The sequence below is a fragment of the Wolbachia endosymbiont (group B) of Protocalliphora azurea genome (genome assembly GCF_947251865.1).
In the GTDB taxonomy this organism is placed as follows: Bacteria; Pseudomonadota; Alphaproteobacteria; order Rickettsiales; family Anaplasmataceae; genus Wolbachia.
Window position 1 is genome coordinate 730,739 of sequence record NZ_OX366394.1, and the last position, 26,131, is coordinate 756,869.

Sequence of the window (26,131 nt, forward strand, 5' to 3'; positions counted from 1 at the left end):
GACTTTTCTATCAAATAATCAAACTAAGTAAAGAATGTAGCGTATCTTCTTCAGCGCACATGGGTGCACACATATGCTTAATCTCTGTCGTATGTACGTTACATTTTTTCTGTTCTTTATTAATAAATATGGGGGATTCTATGCCTAATTCTTAACAAAAAACTACTCAAATGCTTTTGTAGCTATTGAATTTCTGAGTTCAAGAAGGCAAGAGACAGTGTGAGAAATGGCACAAGCCGAAAAAAAGATAAGTTGTGGAACAAAAAATGCAGACAACTGTGGAAAATTACCCACTGGAATCCAGACTTTGATTGTCAAATAAAAAATTCACATCTTAAAAGGATCATATACATTAATTTCCTTAATTTTCACTTTTTCATTTAATAATCTTAAGATGGGCTGTAAATCATCGTCGATTGATAAGCACAGTACTTCTCTATCAAGATAATTGGCTAAATGATTCTTCTTCTCAAGAATTTCTGTTTCTTCCAATAAGTCACATTTATTTAACACTACAATTTCCTCTTTTTCAACAAGATCGCTATTGTAAAGCTTCAGTTCATTATGCGTACAATTATAAGCTGAAATAATTTCATCGTGAGTTACATCAATTAAATGCAGTAAAATTTTGCACCTTTCTATGTGCTTTAAAAATTTGTGTCCGAGCCCAACTCCAAGATGAGCATCAGCGATTATTCCAGGAATATCTGCTATTACAATTTCGCTATAATCCACTTTTGCTACACCTAAATGTGGTCTTATAGTAGTAAATTCATAATCGCCTACTTTCGTATCAGAATTCGAGCAGCGGGTTAAAAATTTAGATTTACCTACATTTGGCATACCAATAATGCCAACATCAGATAAAACTTTTAGCTTCAATACTATGTTTCTTTCCTCACCAGGCTGACCATGAGTAAAATGCCTTGGTGCCCTATTGGTGGAAGATTTAAAGTTAGTATTTCCAAGTCCACCTTTTCCACCTTGTACTACTTGAAATTCCATGTCGGGTTTATCAAGATCTACTATCACTTCCTCACTTTCTTCATCGATTATTTGTGTACCAACTGGAACTTTAAGTATAATATCTTTTCCTGCCGTGCCAGATCTATCTCTACTCGTACCACTTTTTCCACTACTTGCTTTAATATGTCTTCGACAACGAAAATTAAGCAAAGTGTTGAGATTTGCATCACTGATGAAAATTATGTCTCCTCCCTTGCCCCCATTACCACCGTTTGGGCCACCAAATTCAACGAATTTTTCTCGACGAAAACTTGCGCAGCCATCGCCACCATCACCTGCTTTTAAATATAATTTAACTTCGTCTATGAAGTCCATGCTAACCCACAATAATATTTAGCATTTTCTCCTAATGAACTTTCTATTCTCATTAATTCATTATACTTTGCAAGCCTATCAGAACGCGACAGCGAGCCAGTCTTGATTTGTCCACAATTCGATGCAACCGCTATGTGGGATATCGTTGTATCTTCTGTTTCACCTGAGCGATGCGAAATAATAGCCCTATAGCCATTTGATTTTGCCATTTCAATAGCAGCAAAAGTTTCCGTAAGCGTTCCTATTTGATTTGGTTTAATTAGTACAGAATTTGCCATTTTTTCCTCTATTCCTTTACTTATTAGTTCACAATTTGTAACAAATAAATCATCTCCAACCAATTGAACTTTATTCCCAAGTTTTACAGTAAGTAATTTCCAACCTTCATAGTCGTCTTCATTCATTGCATCTTCTATAGAAATTATTGGATATTTGCCTACAAGGTCAAAATAATACTGAACCAATTCCTCTGAAGTGAGTTCTCTGTTTTCAAATTTATAAACTCCATCTTCATAAAAAGTAGATGCAGCAACATCAAGACCCAGTGCAAAGTGATTTTTCATCGAATAACCGGCAGATTCAACAGCCTGAATTATCAAATTAAGAGCTTCTTCAGTGCTTCCAATGTTTGGTGCAAAACCACCTTCATCTCCTACGTTTGTGCTATAACCTTTTTTCTTAAGAATGCTGCGCAAGTTATGAAATACCTCTGCAGATATTCTGATTGCTTCACTGAAAGTTTCAGCACCAACCGGAAGAATCATAAATTCTTGAAAATCGAGTTTATTATCTGCATGTACTCCACCATTAATGACGTTAATTAGCGGAACTGGCATCTGCTCTTCCCCTACTCCCAAATACTTATATAACGGCATTTTAAAGCTGTTTGCTGCTGCTTTTGCAACAGCAAGAGACACACCCAAAGTTGCATTTGCTCCAAGTTTAGATTTATTTTTTGTTCCATCTAGTTCAATTAAAACTTTATCAATTGCACTCTGGTTTGCTGCATCCATGCCAATGATTTTATTTGCTATCACTCCACTCACAGATTGAACAGCTTTCAGCACTCCTTTACCACAATACCTTTTTTCATCTTGATCTCTCAGCTCCAATGCTTCTAGTTTACCGGTCGAAGCCCCAGAAGGGACAGCGGCTCTACCTGTTGCTCCATCACATAGTTCTATTTCTACCTCAATTGTTGGGTAACCCCTGCTATCTAAAATTTCTCTTGCAAATACACTGCTGATCGTCTTTTTCATCATGCTAAACCTCCACTAGATTCACAATTGTGTTCACGTTCGGGAAATGTCACCCCAGCGCTGTAACATTTCAGTGTACGAACATTGCAATATACAGGTAATTTGAGTAGCGGATGGTCAGTGCTTGACACTGGAATCCAGTTTTTATTATACAGCCACTTATTTAAAGTTAAGTCTTCTGGATCCCAGTGTCTGGGCACTGGGATGACACCATTCTTAATGGAAGCTATCCCCATATCGCAATGTCTGTACAGTTGTTTGCCTAGACACTGGGATCCAGTTTTACTACACAATTTTATCATATAAATCACCAATGCTTAAGTTTATTTTACTAGCAGCAGCTTTGCAGTTTCTTTCGCTAGTTTAGCTATATTACTACCAGCACCAATAAATAATACTACATCTCCTGAACTTGTCGAATTACTAATAAAATGTGAAATGAGTAAAGCATCATTCATAATCTTCACATCATTAAACCCATTACTGATCAAGGTTTTTTGTATATCATCAATTCCACAGCCAGGAATAGGCTTATCTTCTGGAGGATGGACAGGAGTGAGAATTACATAATCAAACATCATGAAAATTCGTACGAACTCATCAAAAAAATTACGAATACGAGCAAAACGAAGCGGCTCGATAATTCCTGTTACCTTTCCTTTAGTGGTCAAACGTGCTGCTGACAGGGTTGCCTGTATTTCATTTGGATGATGAGCATAGTCCTCAATTAACTTAACACCTTTAATATCGGCAATTAAAGAAAATCTCCTTGCTACTCCTTTAAATTCCAAAAGACCTTTTTTAATCTCTTCATCACTAATTCCAAGTTTCACTGCAACTGATATTGCAGCCAGGGCATTGCTAACTTTATGCATTCCTATTGCATTTGATAGCACTACATTCTTTATAATTCTGGTACAAGGTTGAATATCTTCTTTTTGTCTTTCGAGAGCGAGTTCTTTTAATCGAAACACCATATGTACATTATCATCATCAATTTCAATACGCTGAACTAACTTTCTAATTATATTAAATTTAGTCTCCCAATCTACCTCTGATAAATCACACTTTTCCTTCGTTATATGCCCTCTTAACATCTTCACTTCTTCCCATACTACCCCTTCTAGTATATCTGCGCGTATTGATTTGCTGTTACATTCACCAAAACGTTTTCCAGGACAACGATAGTAACTTCTTCCTCCCTTAGCATTACTCATTCCATAATAAACGGATTTGCAACACTGACATATCACTAACCCTTGTAATAAGTATTTTCTTCCACTTTGTTGCATTTTTTCTATTTGTAGCTTTTCTTTTTCCACACTGTATCTCTACGACTTATATATATTTTGCCTATAGTAAAATACGCACATAATGAGCCAAATCAAGGAAAGTGCAAACCAAGTAATTGCGTATTCAAGATGCTTTATTGGCTGTATAGTCAATTTGCCACCAAAATTGTCTTGCCACAATATACATTTCTCTAGCTTAATACCTAGATCATTGGAGATTTCTTCTGTACTTAAGGTAAACCATGTATTTGAAGCAATATCATTTTTGATAAACCAATTTTTGCTACCATCACAATACAAAACGCCATCAGCAGCTACTTTTTCAATTTTTGCTTTTTCTTCTTTTTTTTCTCTGACTATTCCTTTATTTATTAACATGTAATGTCCATTGATAAGCAACATAGGAGACAGCACATGATAGCCACGTTGACCTGCGAAAACATATAGTTCTATATCACTTAAAATTCCGTCGATTTTAACGTTTCTGTAGTTAAACTTTGAAAGATTATCACTAGGCAGTAGATGAATAACTGGAAGATCCATATTTTTGATAATATTATTCTTCCAGCTCAATCTAAATAACTGCCATAACCCGAGTGAAAAAAGAAGTAAAAAAGGTATAATGAAAATAAATACTGTTTTTCTTAACACTCTATATTTGTGTTCTCAAGTAATTTTCAATACCCATAAGCTCAATAAGGTCAATCTGTTCTTTGATCCAATGTAAGTGCTCTTCCTCATTTTTCAGTAGTCCTTCTAATAACATTACACTCACGAAATCCTTTTCTTTTTCAGCAACGGAAATTGCCTCTTTGATGCCCTTGATACCTTCTTCTTCTAAGTTAGAATTATCTTCTAAGATTTTCTGCATTGTATCTTTTGTGAACTTTCCTTCATACTTTGAGATTTTATTTGTATCTTGAAAATTTGGCATGCCCTTAAGCAGTAAAATTCTTTCTGCTAGCCTATTTGCATGCTCAAGTTCTTCATTAAGCTCGTTTTTCATCTTTTCTGCAAGTTTATTAATTCCGCTATCTTTAAGAATCGCAAAATGCAAAAGATACTGGCGTACAGAAGTCAGCTCATTTGTAAGTAATTTATTTAAATGTTCTACTATTTCTTTATTCATAACCTTTCTTTAGCTAATATACCAATGTAATCTACATAACAATCAAGGTCACATCAATTTATTTTTCTCACAACAATCGTATCAAATAGCACATCATGAAATGCCTGTTTCCTCTGAGAGAAGCAAGCAACTAAATACCAACTGAAGGTAAGCATCACTATAATCACTTCTAGTGTACTTAAAGCATTTACTGATGTTTGAAAAAGTTTGATAAAGGTGATAATTGAATTATTTAGCATAGGAAGAAAAAACTGAGAGATAGTGCGATCAAATGCTAAGCTCAAACCTATTTTAGAACTATCTAAAGTGATAGTATATATATTCATTAACTGTTGACCAGGAGTTGCTTGAGCTGTTGAAGATATAAAATATGTAAAGTAGCCACAATTTATACACATGTATGACAGGTGTAAAATTAATGGAAAATCCCCTAATGACAACACAATTAGTAAGGTTGGAATTAATAAAATTGCTACATCTATTAAATATGCGCAAAAGCGCCTGTGTACACTAGCGATCTCTGTCATTACCACCTATCTTTCAAATACTTTACTATGAATTCTGTAAGTTTATTAAAATGTTGAAAATATAACAAATCTTCATAACCTCTTATTGATTGTCCGTATACAATAGGTAAGCAATTTGCATTTTGTGCACATAGAATGTCTGTGATGCTGTCACCAACAAAAAACACATTTTCTCTATTTACAGGTAGCGTACTCTCCTCTAGTGCAAATAGCAGTGGAGTTGCAGATGGTTTATCTTCTGCAGTATCACATGATCCAACTATTCTTTCAAAGTAAGAATCTAGTTTAAAGTAGGCAACTTCTTGACGTAAATTAGTATTTTTCTTATTGCTAACTATCGCTAGGTAAATATTGTGGCTTTTCAGCGTCTGGAGCATTCCCTCTACTCCCTCGTTCAGAGTAATATTTTGTAACAGTGCACTATCTAGGTATTTTTGATATATCTGGTTCGCTTTTTTCCACTGATCACCAAACAAATTGACCATGTAGCTCTTTCTTGATTCATGAGAATTTCTATCAACAACTTTACTGCCAGATCCCATCAAATCTAAAGTATGCTTAATAGCATTAGAAATATTATCTTGAGTGTCAACTAAGGTATTATCCCAATCGAATACTACTGCTAACGGGCTATTTTTCATTTTTATATTGTGACGTATTTTAAGTTAATAAGTAAATGATATTTTGATGAAAAAAGCATAAATGAGGTGCTCCTTGTGTCTTAACCATTTTTACATAATTAACTAATATACTGATTTTAGTATAAGCTTTTATTTAGTTGGGTATGACACAGCTTAAAGATACACAAGATATTGAGAAGAAATTCAAGGATGTCTTTGCTGGTGCTTTTCCAGAAGGTACGTCGCTGGAAGATAAAGTGAAGATTATCAATGATTTCCGCCAGGAACTTAAAGCTTACAAAAGGCAAGTAACCAAAGAAAATCCCGGGAAAAGGTTAAAAGATATTTCTGCAGCAGATAATTCTTCACTGGGAGATAAAATCAAGACTATTGCAAAATTAAATCGTAGTCTTAGAGATCGAATGAACCGTGCAGCTAAAAAAGTAGCTAAAGATTTTGAAAAGATCGTCGAATTGAATCGGGAACTTAAAGATGTTTTTCCAGAAAATTCTTCATTGGAAGATAAAGTAAAAATTATTGTTGAATTGCACCGGGAGCTTAAAGCTCAAAAAGGGCGTAAAGATGAAGTGAAGATTATTAAAAAATTGATTCATAATCTTGAAGGTCGAATGGATCGTGCAGCCAAAAAAATAGCTGAAGATTTTAAAAAGATTGCTGGATTTAAACAAAAATTCGAAGGAAAAGACGTTTTTACAAGTAAAAAAGTTGCAGAGTTTGAAAGTAATAAAAAATCTCAAACTACATTAGAAGGCAAAATTTCTGATCAAAATAAACAAGAAAAGATTTCTGTGCAAACAGACAAAATTCGTGACTCAGTTAGCGAAATAAATACTTCTGGAAGATCTGTTTCAGAAGATAGAAACTTTCAACAAGAAAAGATTTCTGTTCAAACAGATACAGTAACTAAGTTACAACCTTCAGTAAGCAAAGATCCTATAAAAGATAAACCGAGCGATAAAAAGCCTAAAATTTCGTTAAAACAAGTCTCAGTGGATAGGAATGCTACAGAAAAAAAATCTAATAATAAAAAATCTCAGTTGAGTGAAAAGAAAAATATAGCTCAACCGAAAGAAAATCAAAAAGAAGAAGGCTTTTTGGTACGTTTTCTGAAGAAAATATTCAAAAAACTTTTTGGTGAAGATAAAAAGAGTGTAGAGGATATAAAAGGAACTACTCAAAAAAGCACTTCAAATGATGAAGGGCAACAACAAAATAAGCTCCTTTCAAATCAAGACCAAAGCGCAAGTGAAGGTTTAAAGCAAATTGATAATCCATTGGTAACTCCTGTCACGAAAGTAGAACAAACAAAGACAGACCATGAAAGATAATTCGCCTTAGATTTCTTGCATAGTCTGGGGTCTAATTTGTCATCCTATGGCTTGACCATAGCTAAAAATCTGGATTCCAGTGGGCTTTGTTGCACAGCTCTTCGGATAGTGGGTAATGTATAATAAATTCATGAAGCTATATCAAACTTAGCCATGCCTATTTCAGTAAATTTGTTAAGCAAATAACACTTGAGTAGCAGTTCCTTCTCACGATTAATCTCAGATTTATTCCTAAAACTAAATCCAAATATTTGCTTCAGTCGCGAGAAAAAACTTTCTATATAAGATCTCTTCCAATAATTTATCTCTTTTTTCCACCTCTTCATACCATCTTCATCATATGACTTTATGAGCTTGATTGTAGAATTTCTCTCATTCATATAATCCAACTTTGGATGCTCTACTGCATTATTTTGCGGAGGAATCCTTGTCTTTATGTCAAGCTCATCGCACAGTTTGTATAACTTCTTTCGATCTATCTGCATATATCGTGCTTATGTTATACTTGGTATCCACTCTTTCAATAAGATCACAGGCTCCATAGTGGTCGGAATAAACTCCACTACTGTATTTTGCAGCTATAACTTTTTTACTACCTATCTCTAGCATTACATCTTGTTTGCTCATAGCGGCGATACTTTCTATCTGTACCATTTGCCTTACTATGGCCTGGAATATTATTGTAGATGCTGATACCTGTACTATCTATAGCAATTTCAATATCTTCCATATCGTTCTTATCAACTCTGCAGTCGTTGATTTTGATATTAAGCTTTTTAAACCTTCTTGAAGCCTGCGAATAGCTGATAATTTGCAAAATTTTCCCTATTTGCTCAAGATATTTCTCTATAAATCCCACTGTTTGCCTAAGACCAATCCTGAATAGATAGGTTATTATGTGAATTAGAATCACTACTTTGTCGCTGTAGACATTGTTGCCACCTGCTACTTTTGGACTATTTTCGTACCAATTTTCAATGGCATCGTTGATATAATGAAAAACATTTCCCCTTTCTTGAAGAAATTTGTTATATTCATTGCAGTTACTGACTTTCATTCTTATTGGCATATTTTTCCTTTGTCGGCTAAATATCTATTTTATAACAAATTCCATCAGTAACTGCCTGTTCTTTCCTTGAGTGGTGCAACAAAGCCATTCCAGCTTCACGCGCTAACTTAAATTATTTATAAAATTTGTTCCGGTAAACCTAATTTGGGTTAGCTATAGAAAGCAAAACAGACACAAATCAGGAAAAAAATTAATAGAATTCCTGTTTTTATAATAAAAATAATTAATTTTTAAAAATTTTATATTGATTTTATCATTAAATCTCATATAATATTAATATATTAACTTTGATGGTGGTAAAGAAATGCATGGTAGTATAAGCAACGAAGTGGTGAAAAATTTAAACAAGTTAATTAACTCTCACCAAACAAATAAACTTAGAAAGGCATTTAATAACCTTAGCACTAACCATAAAATGAATATATAGAGCATGTTAAAGCAAAGCCTCAAGGCTCTAAAGCTATGTCCGGCATACTAAATGCACTAGACAAGGAAGAAGCACCTTCTATCTTTAATCAGTTACCTCAAGAGTTTGCTTTCAATACACTCGATTGTATTAATCCCACATCGACTTTATTTAAAATTCTATTTAATCAACTGAATCCCCAACAAAAAGAAGATTATAAAGTAAATTTAGAGACAAAATCAACTGTCAAAGCTAAGCTTGTCCTAAAGAATTTTTACTTAAGCAATAAAGAGAGTTCAAGCAACTTAAGTACTGAAAACTCCAATGAACCGTTAGTACAAAACAGAGATGATTTGCCAGCAGCACATTTCTCTCTTATATCTCCTGCGTTCGAGGAAACAGTTGTTGAACATACATTTGATACTAGACTAGAACTTTCTTCTGACAAAGAGAATCAATCATGTAGCCAAACAGTAATTCCATTTCTGGGTTTTGCTGAATTCGATAATCAATTCTGCAATACTGTAACAGAAAATTCGACAGTTAGTAGTAGTTTAACGTCGAATGAGCATATATCAGATAGCCTAGAAGGTGAGCAATTATCCCCAGAGTATTATAACTATTTGATAAATGGAGTAACTAGTCTGCAATCCTCAAATGTGAATCCATTGCCAGAGTTCAGTTTCTCTCTAAGCTCTGTTACGCTAGATGAGATGGTTAAGAGATATGGCTTTAATCACAATGACCACGCTCTAAGTGATTTAGAAGAGGTATATGTAGAGCAACCAGCAAAGTTCCATACATATTACCACAATTAACTAGGGACAAAAAAAGGTGGTAGTTTAACCTACCATCTCCTCTGGTTTCACTATCCTTTCAAACTCCTCCTCAGTGAGCAGTTGAAGTTTTGCTGCTGCTTCCTTTAGAGTGATATTTTCTTTATAAGCAAGCTTCACTATTTTTGCTGCATTGTCATATCCTATATGCGTATTTAATATAGTAACTAGCATTAACGACTGATTTAGTAAATCCTTTATTCTTTCTTCGTTTGCTTTAATATCAACTACGCATTTCTCTGCAAAATTTAAACTTGTATCAGCTAAAAGTCTTATAGACTGCAAAACATTGTAAATTATCACCGGCTTAAACACGTTCAATTCAAAGTGACCATTTGAGCCACCAATTGTCACGGCAACATGATTTCCCATAACTTGAGCACATACCATAGTCACTGCTTCGCATTGAGTTGGATTCACCTTACCCGGCATGATTGAAGAGCCAGGCTCATTTTCTGGTAACATTATTTCTCCAATCCCGCATCTTGGACCAGAACCAAGTAGCCTTATATCATTTGCAATTTTCATCAAGCTTACTGCTACTGTATTGAGTGCTCCACTGAGCTCAACTAAAGCATCATTTGCTGCTAGTGCTTCAAACTTATTTTTTGCTGAAATAAATGGAAAATTAGTGATTTTTGCCACTTCTTTAGCAAAATCCTCAGCAAAACCCTTTTTAGTATTGATTCCCGTGCCAACCGCGGTACCACCTTGTGCAAGTTCATATACATTGCTTAGAGTTGACTTTACTCTCTCTATTCCCTTTTTAATCTGAACTGCATAGCCAGAAAATTCCTGCCCAAGTGTTAGAGGAGTTGCATCTTGCAGATGAGTACGCCCTACTTTTATTATATCTTTAAATTCATGAACCTTATTATTTAGCGCTTTATATAATTCTTCAAGATTGGGAATAAGCAAGCGGTTTATTTGCTCTGCTACTGCTATATGCATTGCTGTTGGAAAAGTGTCATTTGATGACTGACCACAGTTTACATGATCATTTGGATGCACTGGAGACTTACTACCTAAATCACCGCCCAAAATTTCTATTGCACGATTGCTGATCACTTCATTCACATTCATATTGGTCTGCGTTCCAGAACCGGTTTGCCAAACAACAAGCGGAAATTGATTATTAAATTTACCGTCTATTACCTCCTGTGCCGCTGTGCAGATTGCATCCCCTACTCTATTATCTATGCTACCCTGTTTCATGTTAACACGTGCTGCTGCAAGTTTTACTATTGCTAGCGCTTTAATCAGGGGCTCTGGCATTTTCTCTGTACCAATTTTGAAATTTTCCAAAGAACGCTGAGTCTGAGCTCCCCAGTAACGTTCACTTGGTACTTTTACTTCTCCTAAGCTATCTGATTCTATCCTAATTTTTTTATCCATATTTCCTCCTTCTAGTGCTTGACGTTACCTACATATATGAATTAATTAAATCAAATTGTATTTCAGTGTCAAGTTGAGACATTTTTAGTGAAGACCTTAGAAAATTTTCAAGCCATATCTTTTGCTTCTATTATTTTTTTATTGTTATTAAGGCAATCATGCAACCTTAAGCAATAAACCTACTTTCACTCTCTATAAGGCTATTCTACTTAGAGCTTGAATAGTGAAAACATCTTTAAGCGCAGAAGCTATACCTTTGTTTGCTTTCTCTTTTTTTACTTCTACAATCATATAACCCAACATTGCACCTAACGCTAGACTAACGGTCGCTGATGCTGCACAAACTGTAATCACTGCTCCCGCAGAACATGATATTGTCATACCTGCAACATAACCTACTATACCACTAACACCAATGCAGACGTATTTCTTCCGTAGCTCTTTTTGTATATGACTTTTCAGATATTCTTTTACATCTAAATGCCCGTTTCTAGTAGCATAATTCAGAGCAGTGTTTTCATAGCCATCTTTCACATTAACATTTGCTTTTGCTGTTTCTATCAGGTACTTTACTACCTCTAAATAGCCACTTCCAGCAGCCCACATTAGAGCAGTTCTTCCATAGTGATCTGTTGAATTAATATCTTTTTTCTGTTTTTCTATCAGGTATCTTACTGTTTCTAATTGACCATTTTTGGCAGCTGAAAATAATCCTGCATGATTGTTAATCATTTGTGCAAATGATAATGTTTTTAGTTTAGGGGGTTGTAACTCTTGAGTATTAAAGTTTAATTGTGCTGGAACAATTTCTACTTCAAGCTCTACATGTTCTTTTGTGAAACGATCAAGTAGCCTTTTTACCTGATCAATTGTTTGAATTCTTACCTTATAATACCACGATAAAGAATTGATTATTTCCCTGTTGTTAAGAAAAAATATCACTAATTCTATTTTACCTGTTAAATCTTTAGCATAGATTGAGTATTCTATATTTAATCTATCTTGTGCAATATTTCGTATTGTCTCACTCTCTGTCCAAATTCTTACCTGTTCATTAATTCTCTTACTTACAAGAAAATTATATAATTCACTATCTTCTTCCTTCATTTTATTGAGCTCATCCTTACAGTCATACCAATAAGATGATAACTCTGGTATACAAGTAGGAAGAGGCAAGCGAGGTATTGACATATCAAGATTAGCTATTAAATGATATCTAGTTAGAAGCTTTGCTATCTCCGTATGGCCATTTACAATAGCATATGTTAGGGCAGAGAATTGACCTTGACGTTTCACATTTAAATCAGCTCCATTTGCTATTAGAAGTTGTACTACCTCAAGATGACCATGGGCAGCAGCATGAATTAGAGCAGTTATGTTTCCCGGAGATTCTGCATTAACATTTGCTCCCTCTTCTATCAAGTATTGTAATATCTCTAGTTGACCATTGTCAGCAGCCCATATTAAAGCAGTTCTCCCATAATCATCATCTATTGTATTAATAATTGCTCCACCCTGTATAGCTTGCTGAACAAAATCTAGCTGTCCTTTTTTAGCAGCATCAATTAGCTGCGCATTTAGCTGTTTTTGTGATGGCATATACCCCTCTAAAATAAATATACAATTTAAAGCTATTTTAGCCACTATTCAAGTTTTAATGGCTAAAATTGATTGAATCACTTTTTAGTGTTTTTTTATGGTTGTTTGAGTCTAGCAAAGATGAGTCTATATCACAATCTAGTAATTCTCCTACTGCACTTAGTAAACCAGCTGTACAACCAGCTATTTTGATCTGGATGAGAGGAGATATAATTTATAACCACTCCCCTATCCTTTCTAGTTGTTTGTAGATGTTAAATCTCAGGAATTTATCAAAATAAGGAGAGGCAATGAAGGGAGTAGTATCTCTTAAATAATTAGATAAGAAATCTGGTAGAATATTCTGAAATTCATGCATTTTTTGTCTATAATCTTTCAAAGCAATAACCTTTATTTTATCATAATCAAGTTTCCAATAAGCAAGCTCCGAGACTTCTTTTTTTGTTGTGTATTCCACTGCTAAAGCTTGTAAAATTAATTGCGGGAAAAATCCTGACATAACTTCCTCATTGGAAGGTGGTGAACCAAGTTTATAGTCTATAATTGCTACTTGCCCACCTGGTAGATACTCAACTCTATCACATCTTGCTGTCAATAAAATTTCTTCTGTCATTCGAGTATCTGACCAGCTCTTATTACACAATTGTCTGGTGTGTTCATTTGCAATCAAATTTTTTGGATCCAAGTAGTCAAGCACTGGGATGACACCCTTATTCTTAGTGGAAGTTGTACAGCATCCGCGCAGTTGTGTGTCACGCGCTGGAATATGAAATATCGGATAGGAAAAGCTCTTCTCCAACTCAACTTGATTGTTTCCAGTCCTATCAAGCTCAACAAAAGATTGAATTATCCTCTGCAACCTTACCCACCACATATTTGAAAAGTGGAATCGATTAGACGAGAATATTTCTCGTGCAATATTCATCAGCGACTTTTCGTTGCGTAAATATCTTGCAAGAATATTGTGTACCATAGTGCCAAACTCCAATATCGATGGCTTAAAATTTAAGTCTTTCAACTGTCTAAGGTTCAGTATGTATTCAACATAAAATGAATAAGGGTTACGAATCAGTTTTTCTACCGCACTGCAAGACATCACTTGCATTTTTGCTTGCCTCACTTCAGTTTTAGGTTTTGGCATAGGCTGAGTACATGGAACAATGCACTCAGGTGTATTTAATATTCTTAGCCAATTGCGATAAGGATATTTTGGTTCTTGTAACAGAACTTCCAAACGGCGCAATAGAATTGATTTTCTATCACTCACTAGCCTCGTAATATAAACCTTGCCGGCACCAAATAAATTGCGCAAAGTATACAAAAAGTACCCTTGCTCTTCTTGCACAGAAGGAAGGTTAAATTTTTCTCTATTCAGTGCACTCAAAAACGGATTCTGAAAATTTGGTATATCATTAAATCCAGCAAGTACTACAACCTTATTGTGATATAAGCTGAATTTATCTAAGTTATTTTCTGGAGAAAAAAACTTCCTTTTTAAAAATAATATCAGGATTTGGCTATATAACTCTAAGGAGCATTTTATTGCTACATCTTCACATGCATTTAAGAAATCACGAGTAAAATTACCTATTTCACCATTTAGCTCTAAAAAATTGATATTAGAAAGGACATTAACACACTGCAAATGAGCTGATGCCACATCAAAAATGGGATAATTTACAAGATACAGTAAAGGATTAAATATAATCTTTAACTTACTGATAATAATTAATATATCTTCTTTATGTCTTAGCTTTTTACAAGTATTAATAGCGTTAATAATATCCTTAAGACCATTTGTATTAAAGCTACGCAATACTTCTATCTCAAACTCAGATAAAATACGAGTGTACTCTTCTTGAGCGTAACCAAAAGTCACTAGCCTATGTTTAAGAAGAGAAAGCAATGCCACACCGTTCCATTTTGAGTTCAAAATCTCAATACTATAAAGCAGAAGCGTCACATAAGAATAGTTTTCCGATATGGTACACGCCATACGATCTGCAAGTAATTTATCAAAGACAAACAAAGAAGCGTTTTCATAACCTTCATTCTTTATAATTAGTGACGTCACTTGTGCTTCTTCCTCCCTTGAATCACAAGTGATGACTTCAATATTTTCAATTGATCCGCCACCAACTTCACTTAGATCAGCAGTTGTATCGAAGATATAATCAAGATATTCCTCAGGACTTCCTGTTATCCCAGCCCTTTCTTCTGTCATCCCAGTGCTTGACACTGGGATGACACCAGAACACGCTTCTGACAGAAAACTAACATCCCTTCTATCCACTTTTAAATAATCGAGTAAATCTTTCAGGCAATGTTGATAGTGTTTTTTATCAAGTGATTTCCAATCTTTTTCGTTCATTTTCAAATTCAGGTTAGGTAGAATTATCTTTCCAAATGGCAGGTCATATATAGCCTTAATCAATAACTTGTAGATTTCACCCTTTCCAATTCCAATAAAGATCATATGCTGATCTTTCTGCAGGAAGTTTATCATATTGTTTATGTAGTCATTCTTATGCTTTAGTATATCTATTACTCCCAAACCTTTTAAAGTTTTACTCCAAGTTTTGATAAGTAAATTTATGAAATTCCCTACTTTTTTTGAGTGCTCATCAAGTTGATAATCACCCTCTATTTGGGTATATTGAAGCAATGACGGCAAACTGTAAACCAGATCGATTGGAAAATTATCATTGTTTTTTTTATTCCACTCCAATATAAATTGAATGAGTAGCAGTGTTCTTTTTGTTGGGTTGATAACTTTAACTCTATCAAGATTTAATATTAAATCTTCTTCATCAATGTTTTCTAGTGAAACTATCTCTGGCAAAATTATAGTTCTGTAATTCTTGAATGCACTCAGCAATGCTATAACATCCCTCTTGCAGGGAAGTATGATCTTTATCTCGGGAATTTTTTCTCTTTCATATTCAGAAAATATGTGCTGAACCAGCACATCAAAAAGGGACTCATTCACATTAACAGTAAAAACTCTTCCCACTAACAGTAACAATTAATACAACACTTTTATTGTATAGAAATTATTTAAAATATAAATGTGCTCGCAGTTTCTTATGCTATGATATATTAAAGTCTTTCACAATATTACATGGCAAACATCAGAATAGAAGTTTTTAATAAATGTGAACAAGTTAGCCGCAGAAGGGTAGTTAATGTTTACTTGATTTACATAAGCAAAGAATTACCATCAAAATTACATGAAGAAATTTGTGGGCTATTTTATAATAAAGCCATACAAGACTGCCGTTATTATTCCTACAATGAAAACCTTGAAGAAGTTCAATATAACTTCATAGAATCACAAGCAAAGTGGGGCTTGGAGATAAGCTTTTTACCTGGCATGACCGATAACGTAGGAAACACGGCAAAACAAATTGTTAGAGAATATCTAATGAGCAAACGCCACATTGATGAAAGTGTTTCTATCAAGGCAAGAAGTTCAAAATTGATTCTAAGTCAAGGAGGTTTTCCAACCGAAGATGACATAAAACAGGAATTCAATCCTATTACTGAATATTGCACACTTTTCCATAAAGAAAACGGCAATTGCCATTGGAAGTATTACAGTAAACAAAATACCCCAGTTGGTGTCATTACAGCGCGTGACCAGGAAAAAAAAGAATGGATTCCAGTGTCAAGCACTGGGATGACACCAGGTAATAATGGAGCAAAATCTGTCAAACTCAATGTAAGTGACCAAGAGCTTGAAAAAATCAGCAGAGATGGAATCGATGGTAATGGCACTTTAGGGCTCTCGCTGGCAGCAATGAAAGCTATAAAGGATTACTTTAAAAAACTCGGTAGAAATCCATATGATATTGAACTTGAGTCTCTGGCACAGACTTGGTCTGAACATTGTAAACACAATATTTTTTGCTCCCCTATTGATGAAATAAAAGATGGTCTATATGCTCATTATATTAAGCGTGCAACGCGTGAGATAAATTCTAACATATGCGTGTCAGTTTTCTCCGACAACGCAGGAGGAATAATTTTTGATGACGATTACTTGATTGTAGATAAAGTTGAAACTCACAATAGTCCTTCAGCTCTCGATCCGTTCGGTGGAGCAATGACTGGAGTGCTTGGAGTTAATCGAGATATAGTCGGTTTTGGCAAAGGTGCAGAACCTATCATGAATACTTATTACTTTTGCTTTGCCAAAGAATCAAAAGGCAAACTTTATAGAGATAAAGAGCGTACTGATGAGATCTTACCACCAAAATATATAATGAAAGAAGTGATTCACGGTGTTAATGTTGCTGGTAATTGCTCCGGTATTCCAACGCAACTTGGATCGGTATACTTTGACGATAGATTCTGTGGAAAGCCATTAGTTTTTGTTGGAAGCATCGGAATTATTCCACGGAATATAAATAATGCACCTTCACACATAAAAGAACCCAAAAACGGTGATAAAATCGTAATTATTGGTGGAAGAGTTGGAAGGGACGGAATTCACGGTGCAACTTTTTCTTCAGAGGCATTGTCGGGAAACAGCCCTTCAACAATTGTGCAAATTGGTGATCCTATAACACAAAAAAAATTATCCAACGCCGTCGTAAAAGCAAGAGATCTTGGTCTTTATAATGCAATAACGGATAATGGAGCAGGCGGTCTATCATCGTCCATTGGTGAAATGGGAAAAGACGGATTTGAAGTTGATTTGAGCAAGGTTCTCCTTAAAAACGATGGTATGGCTCCGTGGGAAATATGGATATCAGAATCACAAGAGAGAATGACCTTAGCAGTGCCAGAAGAAAATCTTCCTGCGTTTAAGCAAATCATGAAAACACATGATGTGGAGGTCTGTGTAATTGGAGAATTCAACAAAAGTGGCAAAGCCGTTGTTAAATGTCCCCCAGGAGAAGTAATAATGGACATCGAAACTGAATTTCTGCATGACGGTAATCCCAAAGTGCATTTACAGACGAAACCGTGGTCTAAGGAGTCTGCTGTATCCTTTCCTGTCATCCCAGTGCTTGACACTGGGATCCAGCAGGTAAAGCCTGCAAACATTTTACGCCAAAACCCATACGATGGTAGAGCTGAGCGTGAAATGGATTCCAGTCTCAGCTACTTGCATGACACCTTTGAACTAAAAGAAATGCTAAGCAGACCAAACATACGCAGCAAAGAGTTTATAGTGGTGCAATATGACCATGAGGTTCAAGGATCGTCAATACTGAAACCACTGCAAGGCAAGGGAAGAGTGTGCAGCGAAGCTGTTGTCTCGAGGCCAGTCCTTTCTTCAAACAAAGGTGTTGTAAAATCGCAGGGATTTGGCTCAAGTTATGGAGAAATTGACACTTATCACATGGCAGCATGTGCGATTGACACTGCCATACGCAACTACGTAGCTGCAGGAGGAAATATAAATCATCTAGCGTTGCTCGATAATTTTTGCTGGTGTGATGCTTATAATCCAGAAAGATTGTGGCAACTAAAGAGAGCTGCAGAGGCTTGTTACGACTTTGCAACTGCATTTAAAACACCATTCATATCCGGAAAAGACAGTATGTTCAATGACTTCAAGGGATATGATGAAAATGGCGAGAAAGTGATGATATCTGCACCACCTTCACTACTCATTTCAGCAATTGGAATTATAGACAATATTGAAAATGCGGTATCGCTTGATGTGAAAATGCCAGGGGACTTGATATATGTGCTTGGTACAACCTACGATGAGCTTGGTAGATCTGAATATCAGTTATATAGTGGAATAGATAATAACAACGTGCCAAAAGTTAATGCAAAGAGCGCTAGGAAGTTGTATGAACGTTACAACCAGGCAATAAAAGATGGCATAATTGTCTCTGCAATTGCACCAAACTTAGGCGGCTTAATTATTGCTTTGGCAAAATCGCTAATTGCAGGAGACCTTGGTGCTGAAATTGATCTTTCACTAGTACCAATAGGAAAAACACAAAATACAGACATAATAAACAAGATAATAATGTTTTCTGAATCGCAAAGTAGAATATTAGTAACCATTGCCCCGCAAAATCAGCGGAAGTTTGAAGAATTGTTTAAAGGTATAGTTTTTTCATGTATTGGAAAAGTGACAGAGGAGAAAGCTCTCAATATAAAGGATATTATAAGAATAGATTTGAAAGACTTAGGTACTAGTTTAAATAACTTTTGATTACGCTAGACAAATTTTTCATTATGTGTAATGTCTGATTAAAATAAATGCATATTATTAAATTTGGGTAGGTGATTATGTCCATTTTATCAATACTCTTGCTTATCAGTCTTTCTTTACTTAACACTTCAAATAAATTAATGATATGTGCTGCCTTATTTGTGGGAGCTACTTTAGTTGTAAACTCAATGGTTGAGTTTTATGGTAGAAGCAAAGCTACTTACAGCTTAATAGTGTGTACAGTGATATGCTGTCTTTTTAAATTGCAAAATTTTGGTTTTATGATACTGGTTCTATATACTCCAATTTTAATCTCTCTTCTCTCAAGCATAGTTGTTTTTGAAGAATTAAAGTCGAAATTGAATTTTCATATGGCAAATTTCATCACTTTAATTATAGCATCGGTCATTGATAGTACGATTATTTGTGTTGGACTACTATACAAAATTTCTGCAGGTAAATGCTTATCAATATATATTAAAGATTTAATTTTCAAGTTTTCCTATGCATCGATATTGAGTATCTGCTTGTTTGTAGGAATGTATTTATTCTCCTTGGCAAGCAAGAAGTATTTTAAGGTTTCTGCATAACCCGTCTTCTGATATAGCCAAAATAGTTTAGATTTAACTATAACCGTCATTCCGCTATTTGTTAGCAGCTTGGCAGTATAATGTGAAAAGCTCTTATTCGGATAGCGGTTCTAAAATCAAAGTAATTGGAAACTGTTAACTTAAGTTATCCTTTAAGAGAGCTAGTACAATTTCTTACAGGTTTCATACATGATAAGAGTTTTATTTTTAGCTAAACCAATTGAAATAAGCTATAAAATCTGTTAAAGTCAGCTTTGTGCAAGCACCCTTAGCTCAGTTGGATTAGAGCATTTGACTACGGATCAAAAGGTCGGGCGTTCAAGTCGCTCAGGGTGCACCATATTTTATAGGAAATAGAGGTCATACTTGAAATTCATATATGTAATACCTATCTTTAAAGGTAAAATACTGAGCTATTATATATGAACAAAAAAGACTACTATGACCTGCTAGAAGTGAGCAGAAATGCTAGTACTGACGAGATAAAAAAAGCATATAAAAAACTAGCATTAAAATATCATCCTGACAGAAATCCTGGTAATAAGGAAGCAGAGGAAAAATTTAAAGAAGTAACAGCTGCATATGAAGTTCTATCTGACTCTGAAAAAAGAGCAGGTTATGATCGTTATGGTCACGATGGTGCTTCCGGTGGATTTGATTTCAGCCAAGCTGGAGGGGATTTTAGTGATATATTTAACGATTTTTTTGGTGGAGGATTCGGCGGCAGTACAAGTAGGTCAAGAACAAAAAGAAGTACAACAGGAGTATCTGGAGCAGATCTGCGCTACGACCTTAAAATTACCTTGGAAGATGCATTTAAAGGAATACAAGCACCTATACATTATGTGACAAATATAAAATGTAATACATGCCAAGGCACAGGTAGCGAAGGAGCAATCAAACCAGTTCAGTGCAACACATGCCAGGGAAGCGGTAGAATTAGAACTCAACAGGGCTTTTTTACCATTGAAAGAACGTGTACTACATGCTATGGGGAAGGAGAAATAATACAAAATAAATGTAAGAAATGCGGTGGAAGTGGGCGTAAAAGAGATGAAGTAAATATCTCCGTTTCAATTCCAAAAGGCATAGAAGAAGGAGCTAAGGTAAGGGTCAGTGGTAAAGGAGAAGCTGGAGCAAGAGGTGGAAAAAGCGGAGATTTATACGTATGTGTGAAAATAGCTACTCATCAGATCTTCACTCGCAATAGAGCAGATTTACACTGTAAAGTGCCTATAAGAATGACACTAGCAGTACTTGGTGGTGAAATCGATATTCAATCAATTGATGGAGCTAAAATAAAAGTAAAGGTCCCTGAAGGCACTCAAACTGGTACCAAACTACGTTGTAGGGAAAAGGGTATGCCATATATGAACTCACATGCTCGTGGTGATTTATACGTACAGGTAATAGTTGAGACTTTAAATCCAAAGAATTTAACCCAAAAGCAGATTGAGCTATTAAAAGCGCTTGAGGAAGAGGAACATGAAAGTGTAGAGCAGAAATCTGAAGGATTCTTTGGAAAAGTAAAAAAAAAATGAGAAATTTGCTAAATGATATAAAGAGGTAGCTGTCTACACTTAATTCTTTTTACCAATTTGAAAGCCTTCTCTTTTAGTGAAAAGATTTTTTTAAGTTATGCAAAAGTGATAAATTCCTTTATTTAAGGTCGAAGTTTTGCTATCCTCGCATTTTAATAATTTAAAATTAATGAACATAAACAAAAATGAGTTTTTATTTCTTCCTCTTGGAGGAGTAGGAAGAATTGGGATGAACGTTAGCCTATATCATTATCAAGGCAAGTGGATTATGATCGACCTTGGTATCGGTTTTGCAGATGAAACTATGCCAGGTGTTGAGCTACTCATTGCTGATGTAGATTTTATTGCTCAAAGAAAAAAAGATTTGCTTGGAATAATAATTACACATGCACATGAAGATCACTGTGGTGCAGTGCCTCATCTGTGGGAAGATTTGCAATGTCCCATATATACAACAAAGTTTACAGTTAATTTTCTCAAGGAGAAACTAAAGGAGTTTCGATTGGAAGGTGTGGTACCTGTGAAAGAGGTAGACATAAATGGCAGCATAAATTTGGGTCCTTTTACCGTTGAGTTTATAAATGTAACTCACTCAATTCCTGAGGCAAATTCAATATTAATTAGCACTGAAGCAGGTAGTGCACTTCATACTGGGGACTGGAAATTTGATCCAAAACCTGTTGTTGGATTAATTTCTAATATAGAGCGTTTAAAAGAAATTGGCGATAAAGGTGATCTACTTGCAGCAATTTGTGATTCAACAAACATACTGAGCAAACACGACCCTGAATCAGAAAGTGAAATTTATGATAATATTTACAATATAATAAAGCGGTCTAAAAAATTGGTTGCTGTCTCGCTATTTGCCTCGAATGTGGCGCGAATTGAAACAATAAGCCAAGCTGCAAAAGCACTAAATAGAAAAGTGGTTTTACTTGGCAGATCTTTATGGAGAATAGTGAAAGTTGCTCAGGATAGTGGTTATTTAACTGATTCTCCTGAGTTTCTAGAAGCAAAGGAGGCAGTAAATTTTCCAAGGGAAAAGCTGGTGCTACTTTGCACAGGTTGTCAAGGTGAGCCACTGGCAGCTACCGCAAGACTTGCCTCTAAGAGTCATCAAGCATTTAAAATGCAGCAAGGTGATACCATGATCTTTTCATCAAAAATCATTCCTGGCAATGAAACTCGTGCACATAACATGCTCAATGCCTTTATTGAGATGGGAGTGGAAGTTATTACTGAAAAAACAGAGAATGTTCATGCTTCCGGTCATCCAGTAAAAGCAGAGCTAAGGGAAATGTATTCTTTGATAAAACCTAAGATGTCTATTCCGGTTCATGGTGAGTATATTCATACGGATGCACATGTAAAGTTTGCTAAAGAGTGCGGTGTGAAAAAAGCAATAATGATTGCACCAGGTGATATTGTTAATTTGGAAAATGGGGAAAAAGTTAGCTCCATTGATGTCGACTACTTTGGTATTGATGGTATGTTACTCCGTCATCCAGAATGCAGCGTTATAAAAATGCGTGAGAGAATGAGAGATGCCGGAGCTATCGTAGTGACAGCAATTGTAAACAAGAAAAATAAACTGCTTGCTAAGCCAAAAGTATTTGCACCTGGTGTTTTCGAAGCGCAAAAAGATGCAGCCATTATGCAAAAGATCATAGAGAAGGTTGAGTCAGCATTTAGTCCACAACCGATAAAAAAAATAAGAAATAAGATTGAAAGTTCAATATTTAGTATCTTAAAGGAATATTTACTAAAAAGACCTATAATTGAAGTCCAAATAGAACAGGTATAGAAATATACCTCTTTTTATTAACCATTATTTGAGTAAGAAGTTAACAATGTATTCTTTGATGTTATTTCAGCATGCAATACTGGAATCCGTAAAAAAAAATCAGTGTCAGATCACACAACTATACAAACATTGTGATTTGAATCTACCAGAAGGGTGCCATCTCAACGCCCAGGCAAACATTGTAGTTTTAGAGCAATCTCCACCAGTAGAGTGTCATCCCAGTGCTCTGACACTGGAATCCAGTTTTTCATGCAACCTTGTCAAAGACGTTTATTTTAGAATAAAACAGCTACTTTTATGCTTGCCACCTCAGTGCACTTACTTGCAGTCAAATTTCTGGATTCCAGTGTCAAGTACTGCAGAAATTGATTTACTCTACTGTCATGCAGTTTAACTTCAAAAGTAAGCTATTTGCTGAGATGAAAGGAGGTAATGCAAGAAATCTAATGAAGCTATTCGTTCAACTGGTGTTATTTATTTCGTTATTTATTCCTTATTCCACAAAAGCTGTTTTATATGTTGATATAAAAAAAAGCAATATTGGTAATATTGATCTTGTTGTATCTAAATGTGCATGCAAGACAGAAGTGGAAAATGAGCTAAGTGAAAGCATCACAAAAGTAATTGAAACAAATCTATCTAATTGTGGCTTATTTAATGTGAAACGTGACGCGAAAGTTGAGTCTTGGAAAAGCGATACTGTAGTCACAATAAGTTTAAGTGAAGTATCAAACAGAAATTTAGAGCTATCTTTTCGTTTATCTGACAGCTTTACAAACAGAGAATTACTTACTCAGTCGGTTGTTTTTCTAGCAAAAGACTGGAGGAAAATTAGTCATCTTGTTTCAGATGTGATACATGATAGATTGATTGGTGAGAAAGGGCATTTCAATACAAAAATTACATATATCGCTGAAGAAAAAGATAGCAATTACAAATCCGTCCGTAAAATTGCTGTGATGAATCAAGATGGAAGTAATATAAAGTACTTAACAAATGGTGAGAAATTTGTGTCAACACCAAGATTTTCACCAAATGGAAAGGGTATTGTTTATATCTCATACACAAATGGTAAAAGTTATATAATATTAAAAAATTTAAAAGATAACACTGAATCAATAATCAGCGCATTTGAAGGAGTTATTTCTGCACCAAGATTTTCTCCTGATGGTAAATCTCTTTTTATTTCCCACTCATTGAGTGGTGAAACAAATATATTATCTCTAGACTTAAGCAGTAAACGAACAAAAAAAATTACTAAAGGTTCAGCTATAAGTACTTCTCCCTCTTTGTCTCCAGATCAAAAGTACATGGTTTTTAGTTCTGATATAAGTGGAAGTCAGCAACTATATATCATAGATTTCACTAAAAAAAGCAAAAAACCCAAGAGAATTAGTTTTGGAAATGGAAGATATGCTACACCTGTTTGGTCGCCAAAAGGAGATCTGATAGCTTTTACAAAAATTCAGTCAGGAAAATTTTACATAGGAGTTATGAAGCCAGATGGCAAAGAAGAGCGCTTGCTTTCAGAGGGACATAAAATTGAATCTCCGGCATGGCTACCAAATGGCAGAGAAATTATCTTTACTAACGCAGAATCACCAAGCAACTCTAAATTATATTTAGTAGATTTAGTAAAGAAAAATCAAAAAATGGTTTTTACTCCAACGAATGCTTCTTTACCAGATTGGTCTTATTTCTGAAAGTAGATCTATAAAATCGTTATAAATCTTGCTTTATCTTAATCGTTTATAACCTTCGGTACTACGAAATACCCATGCTCTGATTTTGTATTGGATAATATTTCTTCTTTAATGTTTTGAGAATTTATAATATCATCGCGTACATGGACATCCTTATCTATAGTTCCATAACGCATAGGAGAAACACCTTCAGTATTAACTTTCAACAAAGTATCATGTATCCAATCCAGCATTGTCAGTTCTTTTGAGTAGTATTTAATCTCATCATCGGATAACTTAATCCTCACAAGCTGTGCAGTTTTAAGCATTTCTTCCTTAGTAATTGTTATTTTTCTCTTATTTGCAAATTCTATTAACGAAGTGATAACATCTTCTGTTGATCTAGCTGGCACTTTTACCTCCTTGCATAAAGCAAATTAAAATATTTGCAATTGAAACAACCTCTATCTTATCATTTTTTTCAAATTTGTGAAATACGGTGTCCGTAATTACTAATTTATCCAGAGAAGAGGAAGAGATTTTCTCAACTGCATTTCCTGAAAGTACGCCATGTGTAATGCATGAAACTACAGACTTTGCTCCTCGGTCTTTTAAAGCAAGGGCTGCATTACATAATGTTCCGCCAGAGTCAACTATATCATCAACAATGACACAATTTTTGTTTGCAACTTCTCCGATTACATTCATTACCTGAGATGTACCTGCTTTTTCTCTATATTTATCTACTATAATAATATTATTATCCAACTTGTGTTTTTCCTCTAAAATCTTTGCAAAAGCACGAGCTCTGCCAATTGCTCCAACATCAGGCGCAACTATTGCCAAGTTTTCCTTGTATATAGAGTTAACAAATACTTCAAAACAGCTTAGATTAGTAACTGGTATATCAAAAAAACCTTCAATTTGACTTGAATGCAAATCAATAGCAGCAACACTGTTTGCACCAGCTGTTTGAATAAGATTTGCAGTTAATTTAGCACTTAAAGCAGATTGCATATTATTGTTTTTAATAACCCTGTCCTGCCTACTGTATCCGTAATAAGGAATAATAGCTGTTATTCTCTTGGCTCCAGATCTCTTTGCTGCATCAATTGTAAGCAGAAGCTCCATAAGGTTATCATTTACAGGGGAAGAAAGAGATTGTACTATATATACTTCTTGATTACGTAGATCATTTGCTACTTCTACATTTACCTCACCATCGGCAAATCTTGACACCTGATTGGGGAATAGCTGAGCATTTAGCCCACTTGCTATTGAATCTCCTAATTGTTTACTAGCGCTACCTATTATTACCTTCATATATACCAATTAAGTTTTGAAAATTATACAGAAACCATGGAATGATTAAAACTTTATTCTTGCTGCCAAGTAGCTCATAGAAACGGAAAAGTTACTCGAAACATTTCACCAGTTTCCTTATCATGCAACTTGTTCTCACAAAGGTACGTACTGTTTTTCTACTTAAAAATAAAGTAAATTTTTTATGA

The 26,131-nt window shown here is 34.9% G+C and carries 19 protein-coding genes, 1 tRNA gene and 2 pseudogenes; 8 read left to right on the plus strand and 14 right to left on the minus strand.

Annotation, left to right across the window (positions count from 1 at the left end; genetic code table 11):
* Window positions 1-327: 327 nt before the first annotated feature.
* The 8 genes and pseudogenes from cgtA to OPR35_RS03505 all read right to left on the minus strand — a co-directional run bounded on the left by cgtA (window position 328) and on the right by OPR35_RS03505 (window position 6,189).
* Window positions 328-1,341 (minus strand): Obg family GTPase CgtA, encoded by a 1,014-nt coding sequence (gene cgtA, locus OPR35_RS03470; protein WP_052264985.1) that lies wholly within the window; start codon window positions 1,339-1,341, stop codon window positions 328-330.
* The gene (eno, locus tag OPR35_RS03475) at window positions 1,329-2,603 is read right to left on the minus strand and encodes a phosphopyruvate hydratase (RefSeq protein WP_052264984.1); all 1,275 of its coding nucleotides are present in this window, start codon (window positions 2,601-2,603) and stop codon (window positions 1,329-1,331) included. The genes cgtA and eno overlap by 13 nt, the downstream gene beginning before the upstream one ends.
* 66 nt (window positions 2,604-2,669) lie before the next feature.
* A pseudogene (locus OPR35_RS07520) lies at window positions 2,670-2,803 on the minus strand (WPE palindromic element domain-containing protein); the annotation flags it as partial.
* A 120-nt stretch (window positions 2,804-2,923) separates the two neighbouring features.
* Window positions 2,924-3,922 (minus strand): recombinase zinc beta ribbon domain-containing protein, encoded by a 999-nt coding sequence (locus OPR35_RS03485; RefSeq protein WP_179943897.1) that lies wholly within the window; start codon window positions 3,920-3,922, stop codon window positions 2,924-2,926.
* A 9-nt stretch (window positions 3,923-3,931) separates the two neighbouring features.
* Window positions 3,932-4,543 carry an SURF1 family protein gene (locus OPR35_RS03490; RefSeq protein ID WP_052264983.1) on the minus strand — a complete coding sequence of 204 codons (612 nt, stop codon included), beginning with the start codon at window positions 4,541-4,543 and terminating at the stop codon, window positions 3,932-3,934.
* A 1-nt stretch (window position 4,544) separates the two neighbouring features.
* On the minus strand, window positions 4,545-5,021 hold the full coding sequence (gene bfr / locus OPR35_RS03495) for a bacterioferritin (RefSeq protein WP_007302660.1): 477 nt from the start codon (window positions 5,019-5,021) through the stop codon (window positions 4,545-4,547).
* Window positions 5,022-5,074: 53 nt separating this feature from the next.
* Complete coding sequence (locus tag OPR35_RS03500) at window positions 5,075-5,548, minus strand: RDD family protein (RefSeq protein ID WP_007302659.1); 474 nt, start codon at window positions 5,546-5,548, stop codon at window positions 5,075-5,077.
* A complete protein-coding gene (locus OPR35_RS03505) occupies window positions 5,548-6,189 on the minus strand; it encodes an HAD family hydrolase (RefSeq protein ID WP_007302658.1) in 642 nt (213 codons plus the stop codon). Before OPR35_RS03505 ends, OPR35_RS03500 begins: the two co-directional genes overlap by 1 nt.
* A 143-nt stretch (window positions 6,190-6,332) precedes the next feature.
* Between OPR35_RS03505 and OPR35_RS03510 the strand changes: the two genes are divergently transcribed.
* Window positions 6,333-7,517: a hypothetical protein gene (locus tag OPR35_RS03510; protein ID WP_019236380.1), complete on the plus strand. Its 1,185-nt coding sequence runs from the start codon at window positions 6,333-6,335 to the stop codon at window positions 7,515-7,517.
* Window positions 7,518-7,645: 128 nt separating this feature from the next.
* Here OPR35_RS03510 and OPR35_RS07525 read toward each other — a convergent pair.
* Window positions 7,646-8,586, minus strand: a pseudogene (locus tag OPR35_RS07525) (IS5 family transposase).
* Window positions 8,587-8,890: 304 nt separating this feature from the next.
* On the opposite strand from OPR35_RS07525, the gene OPR35_RS03530 reads away from it, so the two are divergent.
* Window positions 8,891-9,013 carry a hypothetical protein gene (locus OPR35_RS03530; protein WP_265025008.1) on the plus strand — a complete coding sequence of 41 codons (123 nt, stop codon included), beginning with the start codon at window positions 8,891-8,893 and terminating at the stop codon, window positions 9,011-9,013.
* A gap of 35 nt (window positions 9,014-9,048) precedes the next feature.
* Window positions 9,049-9,810, plus strand: a complete 762-nt coding sequence (locus tag OPR35_RS03535; RefSeq protein WP_019236381.1) for a hypothetical protein — start codon at window positions 9,049-9,051, stop codon at window positions 9,808-9,810.
* Window positions 9,811-9,834: 24 nt separating this feature from the next.
* Here OPR35_RS03535 and fumC read toward each other — a convergent pair whose 3' ends face one another.
* From fumC to OPR35_RS03550, 3 genes are all read right to left on the minus strand, one after another.
* Window positions 9,835-11,223 carry a class II fumarate hydratase gene (fumC, locus tag OPR35_RS03540; protein WP_265025009.1) on the minus strand — a complete coding sequence of 463 codons (1,389 nt, stop codon included), beginning with the start codon at window positions 11,221-11,223 and terminating at the stop codon, window positions 9,835-9,837.
* A 192-nt stretch (window positions 11,224-11,415) separates the two neighbouring features.
* Complete coding sequence (locus OPR35_RS03545; RefSeq protein ID WP_265025010.1) at window positions 11,416-12,822, minus strand: ankyrin repeat domain-containing protein; 1,407 nt, start codon at window positions 12,820-12,822, stop codon at window positions 11,416-11,418.
* Window positions 12,823-13,036: 214 nt separating this feature from the next.
* Window positions 13,037-15,835 carry a PD-(D/E)XK nuclease family protein gene (locus OPR35_RS03550; protein ID WP_179943890.1) on the minus strand — a complete coding sequence of 933 codons (2,799 nt, stop codon included), beginning with the start codon at window positions 15,833-15,835 and terminating at the stop codon, window positions 13,037-13,039.
* A 108-nt stretch (window positions 15,836-15,943) separates the two neighbouring features.
* Between OPR35_RS03550 and OPR35_RS03555 the strand changes: the two genes are divergently transcribed.
* The 5 genes from OPR35_RS03555 (at window position 15,944) to OPR35_RS03575 (ending at window position 24,641) form a co-directional block, all read left to right on the plus strand.
* Window positions 15,944-19,003, plus strand: coding sequence for a phosphoribosylformylglycinamidine synthase subunit PurL (locus tag OPR35_RS03555; protein ID WP_265025011.1), 3,060 nt, complete (start codon window positions 15,944-15,946; stop codon window positions 19,001-19,003).
* Between the two features lie 852 nt (window positions 19,004-19,855).
* Window positions 19,856-19,933 (plus strand) — tRNA-Arg (locus OPR35_RS03560).
* 82 nt (window positions 19,934-20,015) lie between these two features.
* Window positions 20,016-21,134: a molecular chaperone DnaJ gene (gene dnaJ, locus OPR35_RS03565; protein ID WP_012481762.1), complete on the plus strand. Its 1,119-nt coding sequence runs from the start codon at window positions 20,016-20,018 to the stop codon at window positions 21,132-21,134.
* A 169-nt stretch (window positions 21,135-21,303) separates the two neighbouring features.
* Window positions 21,304-22,938, plus strand: coding sequence for a ribonuclease J (locus OPR35_RS03570; RefSeq protein ID WP_265025012.1), 1,635 nt, complete (start codon window positions 21,304-21,306; stop codon window positions 22,936-22,938).
* A 446-nt stretch (window positions 22,939-23,384) separates the two neighbouring features.
* On the plus strand, window positions 23,385-24,641 hold the full coding sequence (locus OPR35_RS03575) for a Tol-Pal system protein TolB (protein ID WP_264376885.1): 1,257 nt from the start codon (window positions 23,385-23,387) through the stop codon (window positions 24,639-24,641).
* Window positions 24,642-24,679: 38 nt separating this feature from the next.
* On the opposite strand, the gene gatC is transcribed toward OPR35_RS03575, so the two are convergent.
* Together gatC and OPR35_RS03585 are read right to left on the minus strand one after the other, a co-directional pair.
* Window positions 24,680-25,033 (minus strand): Asp-tRNA(Asn)/Glu-tRNA(Gln) amidotransferase subunit GatC, encoded by a 354-nt coding sequence (gatC, locus tag OPR35_RS03580; RefSeq protein ID WP_052264736.1) that lies wholly within the window; start codon window positions 25,031-25,033, stop codon window positions 24,680-24,682.
* Window positions 25,023-25,943, minus strand: a complete 921-nt coding sequence (locus OPR35_RS03585) for a ribose-phosphate diphosphokinase (RefSeq protein ID WP_052264737.1) — start codon at window positions 25,941-25,943, stop codon at window positions 25,023-25,025. The genes gatC and OPR35_RS03585 overlap by 11 nt, the downstream gene beginning before the upstream one ends.
* Between the last annotated feature and the right edge of the window lie 188 nt (window positions 25,944-26,131).